Origin of the sequence: Alloyangia pacifica (assembly GCF_020524285.1) — a bacterium.
Classification (GTDB): Bacteria; Pseudomonadota; Alphaproteobacteria; order Rhodobacterales; family Rhodobacteraceae; genus Salipiger; species Salipiger pacificus_B.
The window spans coordinates 105421-124922 of record NZ_JAIVKX010000010.1; the positions used below are offsets into that span (position 1 = coordinate 105421).

At 67.9% G+C, this 19502-nt stretch carries 22 protein-coding genes; 14 read left to right on the forward strand and 8 right to left on the reverse strand.

The window, feature by feature from the left end; translation table 11 throughout:
• Nucleotides 1-70: 70 nt before the first annotated feature.
• The 3 genes from LC039_RS15035 to LC039_RS15045 form a co-directional block, all read right to left on the reverse strand.
• Nucleotides 71-961, reverse strand: coding sequence for an ABC transporter permease subunit (locus LC039_RS15035; RefSeq protein WP_226625847.1), 891 nt, complete (start codon nucleotides 959-961; stop codon nucleotides 71-73).
• 3 nt (nucleotides 962-964) lie between these two features.
• Nucleotides 965-2086: an ABC transporter ATP-binding protein gene (locus LC039_RS15040; RefSeq protein WP_226625849.1), complete on the reverse strand. Its 1122-nt coding sequence runs from the start codon at nucleotides 2084-2086 to the stop codon at nucleotides 965-967.
• Nucleotides 2087-2153: 67 nt separating this feature from the next.
• A complete protein-coding gene (locus LC039_RS15045; RefSeq protein WP_226625851.1) occupies nucleotides 2154-3239 on the reverse strand; it encodes a polyamine ABC transporter substrate-binding protein in 1086 nt (361 codons plus the stop codon).
• Nucleotides 3240-3390: 151 nt separating this feature from the next.
• Here LC039_RS15045 and LC039_RS15050 point away from each other — a divergent pair, with 151 nt between their 5' ends.
• Together LC039_RS15050 and LC039_RS15055 are read left to right on the forward strand one after the other, a co-directional pair.
• Nucleotides 3391-4044 (forward strand): GntR family transcriptional regulator, encoded by a 654-nt coding sequence (locus LC039_RS15050; protein ID WP_226625853.1) that lies wholly within the window; start codon nucleotides 3391-3393, stop codon nucleotides 4042-4044.
• A 105-nt stretch (nucleotides 4045-4149) separates the two neighbouring features.
• Complete coding sequence (locus tag LC039_RS15055; RefSeq protein WP_226625856.1) at nucleotides 4150-5550, forward strand: aspartate aminotransferase family protein; 1401 nt, start codon at nucleotides 4150-4152, stop codon at nucleotides 5548-5550.
• 91 nt (nucleotides 5551-5641) lie between these two features.
• Here LC039_RS15055 and LC039_RS15060 read toward each other — a convergent pair whose 3' ends face one another.
• Nucleotides 5642-6016 carry a rhodanese-like domain-containing protein gene (locus LC039_RS15060; RefSeq protein ID WP_226625858.1) on the reverse strand — a complete coding sequence of 125 codons (375 nt, stop codon included), beginning with the start codon at nucleotides 6014-6016 and terminating at the stop codon, nucleotides 5642-5644.
• Between the two features lie 157 nt (nucleotides 6017-6173).
• On the opposite strand from LC039_RS15060, the gene LC039_RS15065 reads away from it, so the two are divergent.
• From LC039_RS15065 to LC039_RS15100, 8 genes are all read left to right on the forward strand, one after another.
• On the forward strand, nucleotides 6174-7229 hold the full coding sequence (locus tag LC039_RS15065) for a bifunctional transcriptional activator/DNA repair enzyme AdaA (protein ID WP_226625859.1): 1056 nt from the start codon (nucleotides 6174-6176) through the stop codon (nucleotides 7227-7229).
• A gap of 39 nt (nucleotides 7230-7268) precedes the next feature.
• Nucleotides 7269-7619: a YigZ family protein gene (locus tag LC039_RS15070; RefSeq protein ID WP_226625861.1), complete on the forward strand. Its 351-nt coding sequence runs from the start codon at nucleotides 7269-7271 to the stop codon at nucleotides 7617-7619.
• The gene (locus LC039_RS15075; protein WP_226625863.1) at nucleotides 7616-7978 is read left to right on the forward strand and encodes a DUF4186 domain-containing protein; all 363 of its coding nucleotides are present in this window, start codon (nucleotides 7616-7618) and stop codon (nucleotides 7976-7978) included. Before LC039_RS15070 ends, LC039_RS15075 begins: the two co-directional genes overlap by 4 nt.
• Before the next feature lie 10 nt (nucleotides 7979-7988).
• Entirely contained in the window at nucleotides 7989-8465 is a 477-nt protein-coding gene (locus tag LC039_RS15080; RefSeq protein ID WP_226625864.1) for an aminoacyl-tRNA deacylase, read from the forward strand.
• 86 nt (nucleotides 8466-8551) lie between these two features.
• A complete protein-coding gene (mutL, locus tag LC039_RS15085; protein ID WP_226625866.1) occupies nucleotides 8552-10537 on the forward strand; it encodes a DNA mismatch repair endonuclease MutL in 1986 nt (661 codons plus the stop codon).
• Nucleotides 10534-11673 (forward strand): DNA recombination protein RmuC, encoded by a 1140-nt coding sequence (locus LC039_RS15090; protein ID WP_226625869.1) that lies wholly within the window; start codon nucleotides 10534-10536, stop codon nucleotides 11671-11673. Before mutL ends, LC039_RS15090 begins: the two co-directional genes overlap by 4 nt.
• Before the next feature lie 30 nt (nucleotides 11674-11703).
• Nucleotides 11704-12720 (forward strand): alpha/beta hydrolase family protein, encoded by a 1017-nt coding sequence (locus LC039_RS15095; RefSeq protein ID WP_226625870.1) that lies wholly within the window; start codon nucleotides 11704-11706, stop codon nucleotides 12718-12720.
• 90 nt (nucleotides 12721-12810) lie between these two features.
• Entirely contained in the window at nucleotides 12811-13140 is a 330-nt protein-coding gene (locus LC039_RS15100; protein WP_226625872.1) for a DUF3775 domain-containing protein, read from the forward strand.
• Nucleotides 13141-13142: 2 nt separating this feature from the next.
• Here LC039_RS15100 and LC039_RS15105 read toward each other — a convergent pair whose 3' ends face one another.
• Complete coding sequence (locus LC039_RS15105; RefSeq protein ID WP_226625874.1) at nucleotides 13143-14396, reverse strand: DNA polymerase IV; 1254 nt, start codon at nucleotides 14394-14396, stop codon at nucleotides 13143-13145.
• A gap of 79 nt (nucleotides 14397-14475) precedes the next feature.
• On the opposite strand from LC039_RS15105, the gene LC039_RS15110 reads away from it, so the two are divergent.
• Nucleotides 14476-14874: an NUDIX domain-containing protein gene (locus tag LC039_RS15110; RefSeq protein WP_226625876.1), complete on the forward strand. Its 399-nt coding sequence runs from the start codon at nucleotides 14476-14478 to the stop codon at nucleotides 14872-14874.
• 26 nt (nucleotides 14875-14900) lie between these two features.
• On the opposite strand, the gene LC039_RS15115 is transcribed toward LC039_RS15110, so the two are convergent.
• On the reverse strand, nucleotides 14901-15209 hold the full coding sequence (locus tag LC039_RS15115; RefSeq protein ID WP_226625877.1) for a hypothetical protein: 309 nt from the start codon (nucleotides 15207-15209) through the stop codon (nucleotides 14901-14903).
• A gap of 298 nt (nucleotides 15210-15507) precedes the next feature.
• Between LC039_RS15115 and LC039_RS15120 the strand changes: the two genes are divergently transcribed.
• From LC039_RS15120 to LC039_RS15130, 3 genes are all read left to right on the forward strand, one after another.
• Nucleotides 15508-16404 carry an SPFH domain-containing protein gene (locus LC039_RS15120; protein ID WP_226625879.1) on the forward strand — a complete coding sequence of 299 codons (897 nt, stop codon included), beginning with the start codon at nucleotides 15508-15510 and terminating at the stop codon, nucleotides 16402-16404.
• Complete coding sequence (locus LC039_RS15125; RefSeq protein ID WP_226625881.1) at nucleotides 16401-16667, forward strand: hypothetical protein; 267 nt, start codon at nucleotides 16401-16403, stop codon at nucleotides 16665-16667. The genes LC039_RS15120 and LC039_RS15125 overlap by 4 nt, the downstream gene beginning before the upstream one ends.
• A gap of 128 nt (nucleotides 16668-16795) precedes the next feature.
• Nucleotides 16796-17308, forward strand: coding sequence for a hypothetical protein (locus tag LC039_RS15130; protein ID WP_226625882.1), 513 nt, complete (start codon nucleotides 16796-16798; stop codon nucleotides 17306-17308).
• Between the two features lie 98 nt (nucleotides 17309-17406).
• Here LC039_RS15130 and trpS read toward each other — a convergent pair whose 3' ends face one another.
• Nucleotides 17407-18453 (reverse strand): tryptophan--tRNA ligase, encoded by a 1047-nt coding sequence (trpS, locus tag LC039_RS15135; RefSeq protein ID WP_226625884.1) that lies wholly within the window; start codon nucleotides 18451-18453, stop codon nucleotides 17407-17409.
• Between the two features lie 226 nt (nucleotides 18454-18679).
• Nucleotides 18680-19411, reverse strand: coding sequence for an orotidine-5'-phosphate decarboxylase (pyrF, locus tag LC039_RS15140; protein WP_226625886.1), 732 nt, complete (start codon nucleotides 19409-19411; stop codon nucleotides 18680-18682).
• Nucleotides 19412-19502 lie beyond the last annotated feature (91 nt).

A 19502-nucleotide genomic window follows, 5' to 3' on the forward strand; every position in this document is an offset into this window, starting at 1 on the left:
GCCCGGCCTCCGGCGTTTTGGCCGGCGGTGGGGCCGGTGCGTATTTGGAAAGAGAAGAAGCTGGAGAGGCTCATCCTTCGGCCTCCCGCTGCTTCTGCTCGTTGCGCTGGAACAGCACGATGGGGATGATCAGGATCAGCAGCAGCACCACGGCCACGGCCGAGGCGACGGGCCAGTCGCGGTTGGAGAAGAACTCTTCCCAGAGCACCTTGCCGATCATCAGCGTGTCGGATCCACCGAGCAGCGAGGGGATGACGAATTCGCCGATGGTGGGGATGAAGACGAGGAAGCAGCCGGCGATGATGCCGTTGCGAGACAGCGGCCAGGTGACCAGCCAGAAGGCCTCGAGCCGCGAGCAGCCCAGATCCTCCGCCGCCTCGAGCAGCGAGCCGTCGAGCTTTTCCAGCGCCGAGTAGATCGGCAGGATCATGAAGGGCAGGTAGGTGTAGACCACGCCGATGTAGACCGCGGTGGTGGTGTTCATGATCTGCAGCGGCGTGTCGATGATCCCCAGCCACATCAGCAGCTGGTTCAGTACGCCCTCGTTCGACAGGATCCCCATCCACGAGTAGACGCGGATCAGGAAGGAGGTCCAGAACGGCAGGATCACCAGCATCAGCAGCGTCGGGCGCCATTCCTCGGGGGCGCGCGCCATGGCGTAGGCCACCGGGTAGCCGACGAGCAGCGTCAGGAAGGTCGAGACGACGGCGATCTTCAGTGAGCTGAGGTAGGCCTTCCAGTAGAGATCGTCGGTGGTCAGGAAGACGAAATTCTCGAAGTCGAGTTCGGAGAAGAAGCTCTTCAGCCCCTCCCAGCCGGCGGACAGGTCGAGCTGCGGCATGTAGGGCGGGCGGGCCAGCGCGATGTCCGAGAGGGAGATCTTCAGGACGATCAGGAAAGGCACCAGGAACAGCGCCAGCAGCCACAGGTAGGGGATCGCGATGAGGACGAGGCGGCGCATGGCTTACTCCTCGAGCACGACACCGGCGGTGTCGGTGAAGCCGACCCAGACCTCGTCTTCCCAGGTGATCGGGCGGTTGGCGAGGCGGCGGGCGTTGACCATCTGCGCCTTGATCATCTGACCGCCGGCAAGCTCGACGTGGTAGGTCGAGATATTGCCGAGGTAGGCGATGTCGATGACCTTGCCGCGGAAGGTGTTGGGACGATCGGGCTTTTCGACGTCGATGGTGACCTTCTCTGGGCGGATGGCGAAATGCACGGCTTGACCGGCCTGCAGGCTCTTGGTCGGCGTGGCGAGAATCGGCGGCTGGCCCTCGGCCCAGGCGATGCCGGTCTTTTCCCCGGGTTGGGTGGCGCGGCCCTCGATGATGTTCACGTCACCGATGAAATCGGCCACGTAGACCGAGTTCGGTGCCTCGTAGATCTGCGCGGGGGTGGCGACCTGCACGAGGTTGCCCTCGTCCATCACCGCGATGCGCGAGGCGACGGTCATCGCCTCTTCCTGGTCGTGGGTGACGATGACGAAGGTGGTGCCGGTCTTTTCCTGGATGTCCATCAGCTCGAACTGGGTCTGCTCGCGCAGCTTGCGGTCGAGCGCGCCGAGCGGCTCGTCGAGCAGCAGCAGCTTCGGCGCCTTGGCGAGCGAGCGGGCGAGCGCGACGCGCTGGCGCTGACCACCGGAAATCTGGTGCGGCTTGCGCTTGGCGAACTTGGTCAGCCGGGTGAGGCGCAGCATCTCCTCGACGCGGTCGCCGATGAAATTCTTGTCCTTGCTCTCGCGCTTCAGGCCGAAGGCGATGTTGTCCCAGATCGACAGGTGCGGGAACAGCGCGTAGCTCTGGAACATCATGTTCACCGGGCGCTGATTCGGCGGCACGTGGCCGATGTCCTTGCCCGACAGGAAGATGTGGCCGGAGGTGGCCGTCTCGAACCCCGCCAGCATCCGCATCATCGTGGTCTTGCCGCAGCCCGAGGGGCCGAGCAGGGCGAAGAACTCGCGCTCGTAGATGTTCAGCGACAGATCATGGATCGCGGTGAAGTCGCCGAAACTCTTGGTGACGTTGCGAAACTCGATGATCGGTTTCTGGTCCGGGTCGGTCCAGGGGGCGAAGGCGGTCTGAGCCATGCGGAAGGATCCTGTCATGAAAATGGCCCGCCCCCCGGTTGGGAAGGGCGGGCCGGATTTGTCAGGCTCAGGAGCCGGACTTGATCTTGGTCCAGAGGCGGGTCACCACGCGCTGAACCTTGGGCTCGTAAGGAGTCGTGGTGAACAGGTTCCCCAGCGCCTCTTCTGAGGGGTAGATCGCCGGATCGCCGATCACGTCCTCGGCCAGGAACTCCTGCGACGCCTTGTTGCCGTTGGCGTAGTAGACGTAGTTCGACGCCGCCGCCATGTTCTCGGGATCCATGATGAAGTTCAGGAAGGTGTGCGCCGCGTCGGGGTTCGGCGCATCGACCGGGATGGCCATCTCGTCGAACCACATCTGCGCGCCTTCCTTCGGCGCGTTGTAGGCCACCTCGACGCCGTTGTCGGCCTCGGCGGCGCGGTCGCGCGCCTGCAGCACGTCACCCGACCAGCCCACGGCCACGCAGATGTCGCCATTGGCCAGAGCGTTGATGTACTCGGACGAGTGGAACTTGCTGATGTAGGGGCGGATCGCCATGTAGACGGGCTCTGCCTTGGCGATCACGTCGGGATCGTGGCTGTCCGGGTCCTCGCCGATGTACTGCAGCGCGGCCGGGATCATCTCGGAGGGGGCATCGAGGAAGTAGACGCCGCATTCGGCGAGCTTTTCCATGTTCTCCGGCTTGAACACCAGGTCCCAGCTGTCGATCGGGGCGTCCTCGCCGAGGATCTCCTTGACCTTGGGAACATTCACGCCGAGGCCGGTGGTGCCCCACATGTAGTTGATCGCGTATTCGTTGCCGGGGTCGTACTTGGCGGTGCGCTCCGAGATCACGTCCCACATGTTGTCGATGTTCGGCAGCTTCGACTTGTCGAGCTTCTGGAAGGCACCCGCGGCGATCTGGCGCTGCAGGAAGGTGCCGGTGGGCACCACCACGTCATAGCCCGAGCCGCCGGCGAGCATCTTGGTCTCGAGAACCTCGTTGCTGTCGAAGACGTCGTAGATCAGGTCGATGCCGGTCTCTTCCTCGAATTTCTCGAGAAGCGATTCGTCGATGTAGTCGGACCAGTTGTAGACGCGGACCTCGTCGGCCTGGGCCGAGGCGGCCACGAGCGCAAGGCCCGCGGTGAAAGTCAGAAGAGATGTCTTCATTATGTGCTCCCGTTGGTGGCGGGGTCTTCCTCGCCCCGTTCCCGAATTTGATCAAATGTTGCATCTCTTGGCAACATCCCGGATGTTTCCATGAGGCGCGTCAGCGTGCAAGATGACGTTGCGGCGGATATGATCAAACGAAAGGCGGCTGATGAATATGAGGGCAGAAGGTGCGGGGCCTCCGGCGCATGAGCTGGTGTACCGGCGCTTGCGCGAGATGGTTTTGTTCGGCGAGCTGGAGCCGGGGCAGGCGGTGACCATCCAGGGCCTCGTCGAGCAGCTCGGTGCCGGCATGACCCCGGTGCGCGAGGCGCTGCGGCGGATGATTTCCGAGGGCGCGCTGGCGTTTCGCGGCAACCGCCGCATTCTCGTGCCGGTTCTCGACCAAGAGGCGGTGGAGCAGCTTCTTCTTGCCCGCGTCGCGCTGGAGCCGCAGCTGGCGCGCCGCGCCGCCGAGCGCTGCACCCCCGAGGACATCGAGCGGCTGCGCGAGACCGATGCCCGGCTCGACCACGCCATCGCGCGTGGCGACGTGCGCGGCTACCTCGAGGAGAATCACCGTTTCCACGCCGAGCTGAACGCCATTGCCGCCGCGCCGATCCTGACCGAGCTGGTCGAGGGGCTGTGGCTGCGCTTCGGCCCGTCGCTGCGGGTGGTCTGCGGCATGTTCGGCACGCGCAACCTGCCGGACCGTCACAAGGATCTGCTGGAGGCCTTGGAGCGGGGCGATCCCGAGGCGGCGGCGGACGCGATGGAGGGCGACGTGCTGCAGGGGATGACGCAGATCCGTGAGGGGCTTTCCTGATTCGGATGCTCTGCCGCGCGACGGTGATTGACGCGGAATAATTTGATCATATTATCGGCAGCAGCTTTCCGAACAGTCGACCCGAACAATCGAAAGGTGTCCGCCATGACGCTCATCTCCGTGAACTCGCCGACCTCCGAGCTGCAGGCTCTGGATGCGGCGCATCACATGCACCCCTTCACCACCGGCTCGGACCTGGCGCGGCGCGGCGCGCGGGTGATCACCCGCGCCGAAGGCTGCTGGCTGACCGACAGCGAGGGCGAGCGCATCCTCGACGGCATGGCCGGCCTGTGGTGCGTGAACGCCGGCTACGGGCGCAAGGAACTGGCGCAGGCCGCCGCCCGCCAGATGGAAGAGCTGCCCTATTACAACACCTTCTTCATGACGACCCACGTGCCGGTCATCCAGCTCTCGGCGAAGATCGCCGAGCTGGCGCCGGGCGATCTGAACACGGTGTTCTACGCGTCGTCGGGCTCCGAGGCGAATGACACCAACATCCGCCTCGTGCGCACCTACTGGGCCGAGAAGGGCCAGCCCGAGCGCGACGTGATCATCAGCCGCTGGAACGGCTACCACGGCTCCTCGGTGGGCTCGGGCTCGCTCGGCGGGATGAAGGGCATGCACGCGCAGGGCGGCATGCCGATCCCGGGCATTCACCACATCGACCAGCCGCATTGGTACGCCGAGGGCGGCGACATGACCCCCGAGGAGTTCGGCCTCGAGCGCGCGCGCCAGCTGGAAGCCAAGATCGAGGAAATCGGCCCGCACCGCGTCGGCGCCTTCATCGCCGAGCCGATCCAGGGCGCCGGCGGGGTGATCATCCCGCCCGAGACCTACTGGCCGGAAATCAACCGCATCGTGAAGAAATATGGCATCCTGCTGATCGCCGACGAGGTGATCTGCGGTTTCGGGCGCACCGGCAACTGGTTCGGCTCGCAGACCATGGGCATCGAGCCCGATATCATGACCATCGCCAAGGGTCTCAGCTCGGGCTACCAGCCGATCGGCGGCTCTATCCTGTCGGACGAGGTGGCCAGCGTGATCGCTAAGACCGAGTTCAATCACGGCTACACCTACTCCGGCCACCCGGTGGCCTGCGCCGTGGCGCTGGAGAACCTGCGCATCCTCGAGGAGGAGAAGATCGTCGACCGCGTGCGCGAGGAGACCGGCCCCTACCTCAAGGCGAAGTTCGAGAGCCTGACCGATCACCCGCTGGTCGGCGAGGCGAAGATCGCCGGCATGATGGGTTCGATCGCTCTGACCCCGGACAAGTCCGCGCGGGCGCCCTTCGCCGCCGAGGCGGGCACCGCCGGCTACATCGCGCGCGAGCGCTGCTTTGCCAACAACCTGATCATGCGCCATGTCGGCGACCGGATGATCATCTCGCCGCCGCTGGTGATCTCGAAGGAAGAGATCGACGTGCTGATCTCCCGCGCCTGGAAGGCGCTGGACGAGGCCCATGCCGAGCTCATGGCGCAGGGGCTGATGCAGGCCGGCACGCGCTGATCCGCGCGGGGGAGGGGGCGCTGCCCCCTCTTGGCCTTACGGCCAATTCACCCCCGGCGTATTTGGAAAGAGAAGAAGGGCTGGGGGGCGGTCAGCTGATCGGCGTCGGGGCTCCTGTGGCCATGTTGGTGCCGATGTAGGGCTTGTGGTTGCCCTTCCAGGCGCCGAAACCGCCTTCCATGTGGGCCACGCGCGCGAGGCCGGCGGCGATGGCGGCGCGGGCGACCTTCTCGGAGCGCACCCCGGAGCCGCAGTGGAAGACGATGCGCTTCTCGCCCTGGCCCGGCAGCTTCTCGGGCTTGAAGAAGGCCATGGGCATCAGCAGCGCGCCCTCGATGTGCTCGAACATGTATTCCTGCGGCGTGCGCACGTCGATCAGCACGATCTCGTTGCGGTCGAAAGCCTCGGCGACCTCGTCGACGGACCATGTCTCCAGCAGGGCGGCGCCCACTTCCTCGGTCTTCATCGCTCGGCTCCTTTCATATCTCGAAATTTCGATCTTTTATCACATGTGGGCCCGCCTGCCCTCTTGGCAAGAGGTCCGCGCCGCTGCCTCTGCAGGAATGTGAATAGCCGCCCGATTTCCGGCGGCATGCCGCATGCGGATCGGCTAGACTCGTGCCATGCTGTTTGCCCTTCCAGATCCCGACACGCTCTACCAGGCGCTGCTCGACCGAGACCCGTCCTACGATGGCCGGGCCTATGTCTGCGTCGCTTCGACCGGCATCTTCTGCCGGCTGACCTGCCCGGCGCGCAAACCGCTGCGCGCCAATTGCACCTTTCATGAGACAGCGGGCGACTGCATCGCCGCCGGCTTCCGGCCCTGCAAGCGCTGTCACCCGCTGAAGCCCATGGCCGAGAGCGACCCGGTGATCGCCCGGATGCTCGACGCGCTCGACGCGCGCCCCGCTTTCCGCTGGTCGGAACCGGATCTCGTCGCCATGGGGCTCGATCCCTCGACCGTGCGCCGCGCCTTCAAGCGGCAGTTCGGCATGACATTCCTCGAGATGGCCCGCCAGCGCCGGCTGCGCGAGGGCTTCATGGCGCTGGCCTCGGGGGCTCCGGTGATCGAGGCGCAGCTCGACGCCGGGTTCGAGAGCGCCAGCGCCTTTCGCGCGGGCTTTGCCAAGGCGCTCGGCGTGGCACCGGGCGCGCTGAAGCCGGATGCGCTGCTGCGGGCGGACTGGATCGCCACGCCGCTCGGCGACATGGTGTCCGTGTGCTCCACGTCGCACCTGCACCTGCTGGAGTTCATGGACCGCAAGGCGCTGCCGCGCGAGCTGGAAAAGCTGCGCAGGGGCGCGGGCGGCGAGATCGGCGTGGGGACGTTCGGCCCCTCGGAACAGATCCGCGAGGAGCTGGCGCGCTTCTTCGCCGGGGAGAGCGCCGCCTTCGACACGCCGCTGGCGCTGCACGGCTCGGAGTTCACCAAGTCGGTCTGGCGCGCCCTGCGCGAGGTCCCGGCGGGCGAGACCCGCAGCTACGGCGCGCTGGCGCAGGCGCTGGGGCGGCCCACGGCCACGCGGGCGGTGGCGCAGGCCAATGGCGCCAACCAGATCGCGCTGGTGATCCCCTGTCACCGGGTGATCGGCGCGGATGGCGCGCTCACCGGCTACGGCGGCGGCCTCTGGCGCAAGCAGCGGCTGCTGGAGATCGAGCGGGGCTATCTCGGGGGCTGAAGACTTGCGCCCCGCCCCCGTGCGGCTTACCCCTCTGCCATGCGCATTCTCGAGAACATCATCAGCGATCGCGGCTCGAAATACGCCGTCTCGGGCGGGCCCTGCGCCTCCGAAGAGGAGGCCAAGGCCTTTCTCAAGGAGCTCAAGCGCAACAAGAAGTTTGCCAAGGCCACGCATAACACCTGGGGCCTGCTGACCGAGGAGACGCCGATCAAGAACGACGACGGCGAGAGCGGCGCGGGCATGGTGATCCTGCGCATGCTCGAGCGCGAGAAGTTGCGCAACCACATCATCGTGGTGACCCGCTGGTACGGCGGCAAGCACCTCGGCGGCGACCGCTTCCGCCACGTGCAGGACGCAGTGCGCACCTATCTCGAGAGCATGGAATGAACGCGCCGGACCAGCTCTTCGAACGGCTGGCCCGGTCCAAGTTCCGCAGCCGCTTCCGGCTCGGGCCCAGGGAAAGAGATTATGCCGACGCCAAGGGGCGGGAGGTGATCCTGTCCCACGCGCGCGATTTCATCGCCGAGCGGCTGGCGCCGGCGCAGCCGAGGAACGATGGCAAGCAGACGCCGATGCGCGGCCACCCGGTCTTCGTCGCGCAGCACGCCACGGCGACCTGCTGCCGCGGCTGCCTGGCGAAATGGCACGGGCTGGCGGCGGGGCGAACGCTGAACGCAGAAGAGCAGGCGCGGGTCGTGGCGGTCATCCTCGCGTGGATCGATCGGCAGATGGGGTATCGGGCATGAGGGTCTCGGCATGAGCAAGGGCACACCCGCCACGCAGGCGCTGACCCGCGCCAAGGTGGCTTTCGAGCTGCTCGAGTATGATTACGTCTCCGGGCAGGCGCAGATCGGGCTGCACGCGGCCGAAGCGATCGGCTGGGATCCTTCGAGGGTGCTGAAGACGCTGATGGTCGAGGTGGATGGCACGCCCTGCTGCGCCGTGGTGCCCTCGGGCGCCACGCTGTCGATGAAGCGGGTGGCCAGCGCCTTCGGCGGCAAGTCGGCGCAGATGATGGATCCGGCCAAGGCCGAGCGGCTCACCGGCATGCACACCGGCGGCATCAGCCCCTTCGGGCAGAAAAAACGCGTGCCCACGGCCTTCGAGGCCGCGGCGATGGCCGCCGAGCGGATCGTGCTCAACGGCGGCAAGCGCGGATTGATGGTGGTGGTCACCCCCGGCGATGCGCTAGGGGTTACCGGCGGCAAGGCGGCGGCTCTGGCAGCGGATTGACCGGGGTGACCCCGCCCGCTCCCGGTGCCTGGAGCCGGCCGCGCTAACCGTTCCAGAATCGCGAAATCCCTGCTAGGTATGGTGGCATGAACACCCACAGCCCCAATATGCGTCCCGTCATCCGACAGCTCGACGAGGCCGCCATCAACCGCATCGCCGCCGGCGAGGTGGTCGAGCGCCCGGCCTCTGCGGTCAAGGAGCTGGTGGAGAACGCCATCGACGCCGGGGCGACCCGAGTCACGGTGGAGATCGCCGACGGCGGCAAGACGCTGATCCGGGTCAGCGACGACGGCTGCGGCATGGGGCCGGACGAGCTGCCGCTGGCGCTGTCGCGCCATGCCACCTCGAAGATCGACGGCTCGGACCTGCTGAACATCCACAGCTTCGGCTTCCGCGGCGAGGCGCTGCCCTCGCTGGGCGCGGTGGGTCGGCTGACCATCCAGAGCCGGGTCGCCGGGCAGGACGGTGCCGAGGTCTCGGTCTCCGGCGGGCAGGTGGGCGCTGTGAAACCGGCGGCGCTGAACCCCGGCACCGTGGTTGCCCTGCGCGATCTCTTCTTCGCCACCCCGGCGCGGCTGAAGTTCCTGCGCACCGACCGCGCCGAGATGATGTCGATCTCGGACGTGATGAAGCGGCTCGCCATGGCCGAGCCCTCGGTGGGCTTCACCCTGCGCGACGTCTCGCAGGGCAAGGACCGGGTGACCTTCCGCGCCGACGCGGTCTCGGGCGATCTCTTCGATGCGCTGCGCGGGCGTCTGGCGCAGGTGCTGGGCGCCGAGTTCACCGACAACGCGCTGGCCATCGACGCCGAGCGCGAGGGCTTCCGACTGACCGGCTATGCCGCCCTGCCAACCTATTCGCGCGGCTCTTCGGTGGCGCAGCATCTCTTCGTCAACGGCCGCCCGGTGCAGGACAAGCTGCTGTTCGGCGCGCTGCGCGGCGCCTATGCAGATTACCTCAGCCGCGACCGGCACCCGGCGGTGGCGCTGTTCGTCGATTGCGACCCGCACCTGGTGGACGTGAACGTCCACCCAGCAAAATCCGAGGTGCGCTTCCGCGAGCCGGGGCTGGTGCGCGGGCTGATCGTCTCGGCGCTGCGCCACGCGCTGGCGGATGCGGGGCATCGGGCCTCGAGCACCGTGGCGGCCGACACGCTGGCGGCACTTCGCCCCGAGACGCGACCGCAAGTCTCTTCGGAAGGGCAGATGCCGCTGCACCAGCGGCCGTCGCGCGACAGCACCTTCGGCGCCTACGGCGGCGGCGCGCCGCTCGGCGCGGCCCCGGCGGCCGCGCCCCACGCCCGCGTCTACCAGATGGACCGCCCCTCGGCAGGCGCGCGCAGCGCCGCCTATGCCGCGCAGGCGCCTGATCCGAACTTCGTCCCGGCCCCGCCGCGCGTGCCCCCGGCGCAGACGCAGGGCTTTGCCGAGATGCAGGGCAGCTGGTCGGGCCGCGTGGTCGAGGACGCTCCGGTCGAGCCCGAGGCCGCGCACCTGCCGCTCGGCGCGGCGCGCGGGCAGGTGCACGAGAACTACATCATCGCCCAGACCGAGAGCGGCATCGTCATCGTCGACCAGCACGCGGCGCACGAGCGGCTGGTCTACGAAAAGCTGAAGCGCCAGATGGCCGAGCGTGGCGTCGCGGCGCAGGCGCTGCTGATCCCCGAGATCGTCGAGCTGTCGCAGGATGACCTGTCCCGCCTCCTCGAGATTGCCGAGGACCTGGGGCGCATGGGCCTCTCGGTGGAGCCCTTCGGCGGCTCGGCTCTGGCGGTGCGCGAGACCCCGGCGATCCTCGGCGAGGTCAACGCCGAGGCGCTGATCAAGGATATTCTCGACGAGCTGTCGGACTACGGCAGCTCGCAGCTGGTGCAGGAGAAGCTCGAGGCGATCCTCAGCCGCGTTGCCTGCCACGGCTCGATCCGCTCGGGCCGCCGCATGCGCGCCGAGGAGATGAACGCCCTGCTGCGCGAGATGGAGGCGACGCCGCATTCCGGCCAGTGCAACCACGGCCGCCCCACCTACGTGGAGCTGAAGCTGTCGGATATCGAGAGGCTCTTCGGCCGCACATGATCGAGATCGCCGGGCAGACCATCGGCTTCGACGACCCGCGCCTCTGGGCCGCCTTGGGCGCGGTGGTCCTCGCGCTGCTGATGATCATGGCGATCCGTGCCTCGAACCGCGCTGCGCGGCTCGGCTACCCGCTCAGCCAGCTGTCGCAGCGGGTGCAGGCGCTGTCCGAGGGGCAGGAGCGGCTCGCCGGCGGGCTGCACCACGTCAGCGAAGCGCAGGTGAAGAGTCAGAACGCCATGCTGCAGCTGATGGAGAAACGGCTGGCGCAGGTGCAGCAGAACATGTCCGAGAACCTGCATGGCACCGCCCGCCGCACCGCGCATTCGCTGGGCCAGTTGCAGGAGCGGCTGAAGACCATCGACGAGGCGCAGGAGAACATCACCCGGCTTTCGGGCGACGTGCTGTCGCTGCAGGACATCCTGTCGAACAAGCAGACCCGCGGCGCGTTCGGAGAAATCCAGCTCAACGACATCGTCTCCAAGGCGCTGCCCCCGGACAGCTACGCGATGCAGGCGACGCTCTCGAACGGGCGCCGCGCCGATTGCCTGATCAAGCTGCCGGAGCCGCCGGGCCATATCGTCATCGACGCCAAGTTCCCGCTCGAGGCCTACGAGATGCTGCGCCGCGCCGAGACGCCGGAGGCAAAGCAGCGCGCCGGGCAGGCCTTCCGGATGTCGGTGCGCAAGCACCTGCGCGACATCTCTGACCGCTACATCCTCGACGGCGAGACCGCCGACAGCGCGCTGATGTTCCTGCCCTCCGAGGCGGTCTACGCCGAGCTGCACGCGACCTTCCCCGAGGTGGTCCGTGAAGGTTTCGGCCTGCGCGTCTGGATCGTCTCGCCAACCACATGCATGGCGACGCTGAACACCCTGCGCGCGGTGCTCAAGGACGCCCGCATGCGCGAGCAGGCCGGGGCCATCCGCCGCGAGCTGGGGCTGCTGCACCAGGACGTCGAGCGGCTCGGCGCGCGGGTGGAAAATCTCGACCGCCACTTCGGCATGGCGGCCAAGGATCTCTCGGAAATCCGCATCAGCGCCGAGAAAGCGGGCCGTCGTGCCCAAAAACTCGACAATTTTGATTTCGAGGATCTGGCGCCCGAGGGGCGTATCGTGCCATTGCCACGTCAGACCTGACTTTTCGACCGACTCGCCAAGGAAAATCGGATGCTTGCCCGCCTGACCGGCCTCGCGCTTGCGGCCCTGCTTGCTGTTCCCGGCTACGCCGCGGGCGACAAGACCGGTGTCGGGGTCAGCAGCATGATCCGCCCCGAGGCGAACTTTGGCCGCGGCGTGTCGATGACCATCTGGTACCCGGCGCAGACCGGCGGCGGCGCTTCGGAACTGGTCGGCCGCAACGCGGTCTTCGAAGGCACCCCCGCACAGCGCGAAGCCTCGCCCGTGCCCGGCAAGCTGCCGCTGGTGCTGCTGTCGCACGGCGGACGGCGCTCGGCCGAGCAGAGCGGCGCCTGGCTGGCGGCGCGCCTGGCCGAAGGTGGCTACATCGTCGCCGAGGTCAGCGGCCAGCGCCCGCGCGACCCGGCCTCGGCGCTCGGTGAGATCTGGCGCCGCCCGGCGGAGCTGGGACAGGCGCTCGACCTGCTGCTGAACGACCCCGACTGGCAGATGCGCATCGACGAGACCCGCGTCGCGGTGGCCGGGGCCGCGCTTGGCGGCACGGCGGCGATGATGCTCGCGGGCGGGGCGCTGGACCAGGGCGCCTACATGCTCAACTGTTGGACCGCCCATCCCTCGCCCGACTGCCTCTGGTTCTCCGAGGGCGGCATCGACCCGGCCGACGTCGACCCGCAGGCGCTGACGCTGCCGCGCCGCGATGCGCGGGTGCGCGCGGTGCTGGCCATCGCCCCCGAGTATCTCGCCGAGTTCCGCCCCGAAAGCCTGAGCGAACGCAGCGCCGAGATGCGCATCTTCGGTCTCGACCAGCCGGCCTCCGGCGAGCTGCGGCTCGCGGCGCAGACCGGCATCGAGGTGCAGCCGCTGGAAGGCGCCGCGCTTTACGACCTCTTCGCGCTCTGCACCCCCGGCGGCGCCAAGCTGCTGGAAGAGGAGGGTGGCGACCCGGCGCTCTGCGGCAGCACCGCCGAGGCGCGCGCCGCGGTGCACGACCAGCTGGCCGAAGGGGCGCTCGACTTCCTGAACCGGGCGCTTCCGCAGACGAACTGATCCGCCGCCATCGCGACGCACCGCTTGTCGCAGATCAAGGTGAGGGTGTACGCTTTTCTCCATGGTGTGCGGGAAGAAAGGAGACGCGCCATGGAAGAAATCAGCGTCCGCACGGTTGCCGCCGTGATCCTGATGGCCCGCGAGATCGAACGGGCCGAGGGCGAGCTGCGCGGCTTCATCGACCGCATGAGCGAAGAGGAGCAGGCCGCGCTTGTCGCGGTGATGTGGATCGGCCGAGATGCCTTCGACGCCGACGAATGGGCCGAGGCCTATGGCACCGCCCTCTCCGAAGCCTCCACGCCAACCGCCGACTACCTGATCGGCACGCCGCATCTGGCCGACAACCTCGAGGCCGGGCTCGCCGCGCTTGGCTACGATCCCGAGGACGAGGAAGACGAGCTGCTGAACCGCGGCCGCTGAACTCAGCGCAGCCCGCGCCCCTTCATGATCGCCGTATCGCCGAAGCGGGCGCGGATCGCATCCGTCGCCCGTTCCGCCGCCGCGCGCCTGCCCGCATCCGGGTCGAGAAGATCGCCGCCGCGGTCGGCCTGCTCGGCGCATACCAGATCCGAGATCCCGGCCCCCAGCAGCCGCCACGGCCCCTGCCGCTCCAGCCCGTCGAGCATGCCGCGCGCCACGCGGTAGATGCGGTCGGCCATCTGCGTCGCATCGCCCAGCGACTGCCGCCTGGTGATCAGCTTGAAGTCGGCGCGCTTGACCTTCAGCGTCACCACCCGCCCCGCCAGCCCCTTGGCCTTGGCGCGGTCCGCGACCTTCTCGCTCATGCGCCAGAGGTGCCCGTCCAGAAGGTCGTGATCGCCGGTGTCCTCATTGAAGGTGGTCTCGTTGGAGATCGACTTCACCGGCGCGTTGCGCATGACCCGCCGCGTGTCCTCGCCGCGCGCGAGATGCCAGAGCCGCTGTCCCATCGACCCGAAGCGGGCGATGAGGTCACGCTGCTCCCAGCGCAGCAGGTCCTCGAAGGTGCGGATCCCGGCGCGCTCGAGCGCCTCCTGCGAGGCCATGCCCACACCCCAGATCATCCGCACGGACTTCGGCCGCAGGAACTCGGCGGTCTCTGCCTTGCCGATCACCGAGAAGCCATGTGGCTTGTCGAGGTCCGAGGCGATCTTGGCGAGGAACTTGTTGTGCGACAGCCCGACCGAACCGGTCACCCCAAGTTCCTCGCGCATGCGCTTGACCAGCCGCGCCATCATCACCGCGGGAGGATGGCCATGCAGCCGCGCGGTGCCGGTGAGATCGAGAAACGCCTCGTCCAGCGACAGCGGCTCGATCGAGGGGGTCAGCTCTTCCATCAGCGCGCGGATCTGCCGCGAGACCTGCACGTAGAGGTCCATCCGCGGCTTCACCACCACCGCGTCGGGACAGAGCTTCAGCGCTTGGAACATCGGCATGGCGGAGCGCACGCCGCGGATGCGGGCGACGTAGCAGGCGGTCGAAACCACCCCGCGCTTGCCGCCGCCGACGATCACCGGCTTGTCGGCGAGCTCCGGGTTTTCGCGTTTTTCCACCGTGGCATAGAAGGCATCGCAATCCATGTGCGCGATCGACAGGTCCCACAGTTCGTCGTGACGCACGATCCGCGGGCGCCCGCAGCTCGGGCAGCGCGATCCGTGGTCGAATTCGGCAAGGCAGTCACGGCAGAGCGCGGGCATGGGTGGCATTTCCGGCAACAGGTGTTACCTCTCCAGTATAAGCCATTCCCCCGTACCAGTGCCATTGCCCGGAGGCATGATGGAGTTCAGAGGCGCCAAGCTCATCCTGTTTCTCGGTGACGATCTGCTGATCCTGCGCCGCGACCATACCGAGGGCATCCCCTGGCCCGGTTATCTCGACTTCCCCGGCGGCGCGCGCGAGCCCGGTGAGACCGGCGTCGAATGCGCCCTGCGCGAAACGATCGAGGAAGTCGGTCTCGACCTGCCTCCCGAGACCCTGAGCTGGGAAAGGCTCCACGACGGGCTGTGGTACTATGCCGCGCATCTGCCCGCCGAACGAGTCGGCGACGTGGTCTGGGGCGGCGAGGGCGAGGGCTGGATGATGATGTCCCCGGGTGAGTTCATCGCCCGCGAGGATGCCATCCCGCACTTCCGCACCGTGCTGCGCGACTACATGGAACTGCGTGAGGCCGGCTGACGGTTCGCTGACGGTCCCGCTGCGGCTCAGGCGGCGCGGAAGATCGACAGCCAGCCAAGTCCGGCACTGCGCGGCTTTGCATCGCGCGGCCGTCTCACCCGTTCGGAAGGCAGCGGCGCGGTGCGCGCCTGCAGGGTGCCCTCGCGGTCGAGCAGCGCCAGCGCGCGCGAGATCAGAACCCGCTCCGCGGCGTCGGGCTGGGTGGTCACCGGGGCCCTGAAGGTGCTGGCGACCCGGACTCGTCCGGCGTCACCGTGAAAGGTCACGAGGGCCTCGAATTGTTCTTCGGCGGCATTGTAGCGCATATCGCCGATCTGTGTGCGCATCTCGGTCATGGCGTTTCTCCTGATTGCGGAAAGAACGCGGCGACGGCGCGGCAGGTTCCTCTCACCGTCCTGCACGGCCGCGTGCGCAGCGCGCGAGCAGCGCGGTACCCGTCTCCGGACACACCATGAAAGCCCAAGGCCAAAACCTCTTTCCCTTGCGGCATTCCGCAGGGCATAGTCCACGTAAACCGCTTCTTCTCCTGCAAAATACGCCGGAGGCGAGGCGCCGAAGTGCCGAGGGGAAAAGCGCCCCCTCATGCAACCACAGGTGCCGCAGGCGTGCGCGGCGGGGGATGGAGATAAGGTGATGGGTGCGGACGAGTTGATACTGGACCTCATAGGCGGCAACCTCGTGGTGCTGCTGCTCGCGGCATTCGTGATCCTCTGCGTGCTGCTCGGGGTGCGCATCGTGCCGCAGTCCGAGAAGCACGTGGTCGAGCGCTTCGGGCGCCTGCGCGCGGTGCTCGGGCCGGGGATCAACTTCATCGTGCCCTTCCTCGACCGGGTGCGGCACAAGGTGTCGATCCTCGAGCGGCAGCTGCCCAACGCCAGCCAGGACGCGATCACCGCCGACAACGTGCTGGTGGAGGTCGAAACCTCGGTGTTCTACCGCATCCTCGAGCCGGAGAAGACCGTCTACCGGATCCGTGACGTCGATGCCGCCATCGCCACCACCGTCGCAGGGATCGTCCGCGCCGAGATCGGCAAGATGGAGCTCGACGAGGTGCAGTCGAACCGCGCGGCGCTGATCTCCACCATCAAGGGCAACGTCGAGGATGCGGTGGACAACTGGGGCATCGAGGTGACGCGGGCCGAGATCCTCGACGTGAACCTCGACCAGCAGACCCGCGACGCCATGCTGCAGCAGCTCAACGCCGAGCGCGCGCGCCGCGCGCAGGTGACCGAGGCAGAGGGCCGCAAGCGCGCGGTCGAACTGGCCGCCGACGCCGATCTCTACGCCGCCGAGCAGACCGCCAAGGCGCGCCGCATCTCGGCCGAGGCCGAGGCCTATGCCACGCAGGTGGTGGCCGAGGCGATCGCCAAGAACGGGCTCGAGGCAGCCCAGTACCAGGTGGCGCTGAAACAGGTCGAGGCGCTGGTGGCGCTCGGCAAGGGCGACGGCAAGCAGACCATCGTGCTGCCCGCGAACGCGCTCGACGCCTTTGCCGATGCCTTCACCCTGCTCACGGGACGCAAGCCATGATCCAGCTCTGGTGGGTCTGGCTGGCGGCCGCCGTGGTGCTGCTGGTGCTCGAGGTGCTGAGCCCGGCCTATGTCTTCCTCGGTTTCGCCATAGGTGCCGCGGTGGTCGGGCTCCTGCTGCTGCTCGGCCTGTCCACCGGCTGGCCCGTGCTGCTGCTGATCTTTGCGGTGGTGGCGGCGATCGGATGGGCCTTGCTCCGGCGCTTCATGGGCGTGCGCAAGGGGCAGACGAAAATCTGGACGCGCGACATCAACGAGGACTAGCCGACGCAGGGCCTGCGGCCGCGGTGGCCGCCCTCGCGAGAAATCTTGGAACCTTACCCGGGGGGGATCTCATTGGGGACTCAGAATGCCCAAGTGGGTGAACCCAACCAAGACGGAGGAGATCGGACATGCCCAAGCGTTTCCTGACCACCACCACTGCTGCACTTACCATGATTGTTGCCGGCGCGATCGGCGCCCAGGCCGAGAACGAGGCCAGCGTCACCGAACAGGCGAGCCAGGCCGTCGACGCGATCGGCGACACCGCCTATGCCATCGGCGAAACCGCGACCGACACGGCACAGGCCGGTGTGGAAGCGGTCGGCGCCGACGAGATCTACAGCGATGCCGCGGATGTCTCGGCACAGCTCGACGCGGCGATCACCAATGATGCCGTGGTCCGTTCGAGCGATGGCGAGATCGTCGGCACGGTGCACAAGTCCGAGATGGAGCGCGGCCTCGTGGTCATCGACCTCGACGGCGAGATGGAGGGCGCCGACACGCGCGCCATCGAAAACGCCGCCGTGCGCGCATCGCGGCTGTCGCTCAACGCCGAGCAAGAACTGCAGCTCGACATGACCAAGGCGCAGTTCGCCGCGGCGCTCAACGACGCCGTCAAGGTGCGTGTCGACGCCGAGGGCTGACCTCGCCCCTTTGCGGTCGGGCTCTGAGAGCCCGGAAAATTGCCCCCTGCGGTCCTGCCGCGGGGGGCTTTGCGTGCGACCTGCCTTCCGCGTCTGGCTCAGAGCCGGAACAGTCCCAGCGCGTCCATCACCTCGCGCTTCGTGGCCTCGGTCACCTCGCGCGCGACCTGCGTGCCCTCGGCGATGATCCGGTGCACCTGCGCGGGATCCGAGGCGACCTCGGCCCGCCGCGCCCGGATTGGCGCCAGCAGCGCCTGCAGGATGTCCTCGAGCCGCCGCTTCAGCACCGTGTCGCCAAGCCCGCCGCGGCGGTAGTGATCTTTGAGCGCCGCCACCTCGTCCTTCGCCTCGTCGAACGCGTCGAGATAGGTGAAGACCACGTTGCCTTCGACCCGGCCCGGATCCTGCACCCGCAGGTGGTCGGGGTCGGTGAACATCGCCCGCACCGCCCGGCTGATCTCGTCTTCGGAAGCCGAGAGGGTGATCGCGTTGCCCCCGGACTTGCTCATCTTGGCGCGCCCGTCGATGCCCGGCAGGCGGCCCGCCTCGGGAATCAGCGCCTGCGCCTCGGGCAGCACCTCGCGCCCGGCGGTGGCGTTCACCCGCCGCACCACCTCGTTGCACTGCTCGATCAGCGGCGCCTGGTCCTCGCCCACCGGCACCACGGTGGCCTTGAAGGCGGTGATGTCCGCGGCCTGCGCGGCCGGGTAGCAGAGGAACCCGGCGGGGATGTCTCGGCCGAAGCCGCGGGCGCGGATCTCGTCCTTGATCGTCGGGTTGCGCTCGAGCCGCGCGACGGTGACGAAGTTCAGGTAGAGCATCGACAGCTCGGCGAGCGCGGGCAGGTGCGACTGCAGGCAGATCGTCGTCTTCCTGGGGTCGATGCCGACGGCAAGGTAGTCGCAGGCTACCTCCAGCACGTTGCGGCGCACCTTGCCGATGTCATGGGCGTTGTCGGTCAGCGCCTGCGTGTCGGCGAGCAGCAGGAACTGGCAATGCGTGTCCTGCAGCGCCAGCCGGTTCTTCAGCGAGCCCGCGTAGTGGCCGATGTGCAGCGGGCCGGTGGTGCGGTCGCCGGTGAGGATGACCGGCTTGGCCGCGGTGGCGGCGTCGGTCTCGGGGCGGGTGAGCGTGGTCTGGTCCATGGGGGTCTCCGTGTCTGGACAGGGTCTGTCGGGTCAGGGAGGTCGCCGCATGGGGGACTTGATGGGGTGTCGTACATCAAAAAGGCCGCCCGATGCGGCGGCCTTTTTGAAAACATGATACGTCGGGCCGCCTATGTCAGGCGGGCCACCAGAGAGTCGCAAGGGGCATCGGACGTGTCATGACGTCTGGTTAGCCCCCCGCGCGCGTCGGATCAAGTCTTGTTCCTCATGCCCTGTTGGGGCGCTGCGCCTGTGGCGAGGCCAGCTCGGCATTGATCGCCAGCGCCGCGTCACGCGGCGAGGGCGCGCGCCAGACCGGGCGGCCCACGACGATGTGGTCGGCCCCGGCGGCGATGGCGCTGGCGGGCGTCGCGATGCGCTTCTGGTCGTCATCGGCGCTGCCTGCCGGGCGCACGCCGGGGGTGACGATCAGACGGCCCTCGGACTCTGGCAGCGCGCGGATGCGGGCGGCCTCCATCGGCGAGGCGATGATGCCGTCGGCCCCGGCCTCGAAGGCGCGGGCGGCACGTTCCACCACCAGATCGGCCACGTCGCCCGCCTGCATCAGACCGTCGTCGAGGTCGGCCCGGTCCAGCGAGGTCAGGATGGTCACCGCGAGGATCTTCAGGTTCGAGCCCGCGGCGCCCTGCTTGGCGGCGCGCACCACGTGCGGATCGCCATGCACCGTCAGGAAGTCGAGGTCGAACTGCGCGATGCCGCGCACCGCGTTTTCGACGGTCTGGCCGATGTCGAAGAACTTCATGTCTAGGAAGATGCGCTTGCCGTGCTCCTGCTTGAGCTCGTTGGCGAGCGCCAGTCCGCCTCCGGTGAGCATGCCGAGGCCGATCTTGTAGAAGGAGACGGCATCACCGATCTCTTCGGCGACTTTGAGCCCCTCGAGGGCGTTGGGCACGTCGAGGGCGACGATCAGGCGGTCATCGGACACGGCTGCGGACATGGGGCGGCTCCTTTTGCGGGATTTCGCCTCTCATGTCCGCGCCGGGCGTTCAGGTCAAGCCCACGCCAAAAGCCTTCGAAGGCTTTTGCAG

Excerpts from the sequence above, each read along its gene's own strand:
- LC039_RS15105 (WP_226625874.1), bottom strand. The coding sequence starts at position 14,396 with ATGCCCGCGCTCTGCCGTGACTGCCTTGCCGAATTCGACCACGGATCG.
- mutL (WP_226625866.1), top strand. The coding sequence starts at position 8,552 with ATGAACACCCACAGCCCCAATATGCGTCCCGTCATCCGACAGCTCGAC.
- LC039_RS15070 (WP_226625861.1), top strand. The coding sequence starts at position 7,269 with ATGCGCATTCTCGAGAACATCATCAGCGATCGCGGCTCGAAATACGCC.
- LC039_RS15120 (WP_226625879.1), top strand. The coding sequence starts at position 15,508 with ATGGGTGCGGACGAGTTGATACTGGACCTCATAGGCGGCAACCTCGTG.
- LC039_RS15095 (WP_226625870.1), top strand. The coding sequence starts at position 11,704 with ATGCTTGCCCGCCTGACCGGCCTCGCGCTTGCGGCCCTGCTTGCTGTT.
- LC039_RS15125 (WP_226625881.1), top strand. The coding sequence starts at position 16,401 with ATGATCCAGCTCTGGTGGGTCTGGCTGGCGGCCGCCGTGGTGCTGCTG.
- LC039_RS15130 (WP_226625882.1), top strand. The coding sequence starts at position 16,796 with ATGCCCAAGCGTTTCCTGACCACCACCACTGCTGCACTTACCATGATT.
- LC039_RS15055 (WP_226625856.1), top strand. The coding sequence starts at position 4,150 with ATGACGCTCATCTCCGTGAACTCGCCGACCTCCGAGCTGCAGGCTCTG.
- LC039_RS15115 (WP_226625877.1), bottom strand. The coding sequence starts at position 15,209 with ATGACCGAGATGCGCACACAGATCGGCGATATGCGCTACAATGCCGCC.
- trpS (WP_226625884.1), bottom strand. The coding sequence starts at position 18,453 with ATGGACCAGACCACGCTCACCCGCCCCGAGACCGACGCCGCCACCGCG.
- pyrF (WP_226625886.1), bottom strand. The coding sequence starts at position 19,411 with ATGTCCGCAGCCGTGTCCGATGACCGCCTGATCGTCGCCCTCGACGTG.
- LC039_RS15100 (WP_226625872.1), top strand. The coding sequence starts at position 12,811 with ATGGAAGAAATCAGCGTCCGCACGGTTGCCGCCGTGATCCTGATGGCC.
- LC039_RS15040 (WP_226625849.1), bottom strand. The coding sequence starts at position 2,086 with ATGGCTCAGACCGCCTTCGCCCCCTGGACCGACCCGGACCAGAAACCG.
- LC039_RS15035 (WP_226625847.1), bottom strand. The coding sequence starts at position 961 with ATGCGCCGCCTCGTCCTCATCGCGATCCCCTACCTGTGGCTGCTGGCG.
- LC039_RS15065 (WP_226625859.1), top strand. The coding sequence starts at position 6,174 with ATGCTGTTTGCCCTTCCAGATCCCGACACGCTCTACCAGGCGCTGCTC.
- LC039_RS15090 (WP_226625869.1), top strand. The coding sequence starts at position 10,534 with ATGATCGAGATCGCCGGGCAGACCATCGGCTTCGACGACCCGCGCCTC.
- LC039_RS15060 (WP_226625858.1), bottom strand. The coding sequence starts at position 6,016 with ATGAAGACCGAGGAAGTGGGCGCCGCCCTGCTGGAGACATGGTCCGTC.
- LC039_RS15050 (WP_226625853.1), top strand. The coding sequence starts at position 3,391 with ATGAATATGAGGGCAGAAGGTGCGGGGCCTCCGGCGCATGAGCTGGTG.
- LC039_RS15110 (WP_226625876.1), top strand. The coding sequence starts at position 14,476 with ATGGAGTTCAGAGGCGCCAAGCTCATCCTGTTTCTCGGTGACGATCTG.
- LC039_RS15075 (WP_226625863.1), top strand. The coding sequence starts at position 7,616 with ATGAACGCGCCGGACCAGCTCTTCGAACGGCTGGCCCGGTCCAAGTTC.
- LC039_RS15045 (WP_226625851.1), bottom strand. The coding sequence starts at position 3,239 with ATGAAGACATCTCTTCTGACTTTCACCGCGGGCCTTGCGCTCGTGGCC.
- LC039_RS15080 (WP_226625864.1), top strand. The coding sequence starts at position 7,989 with ATGAGCAAGGGCACACCCGCCACGCAGGCGCTGACCCGCGCCAAGGTG.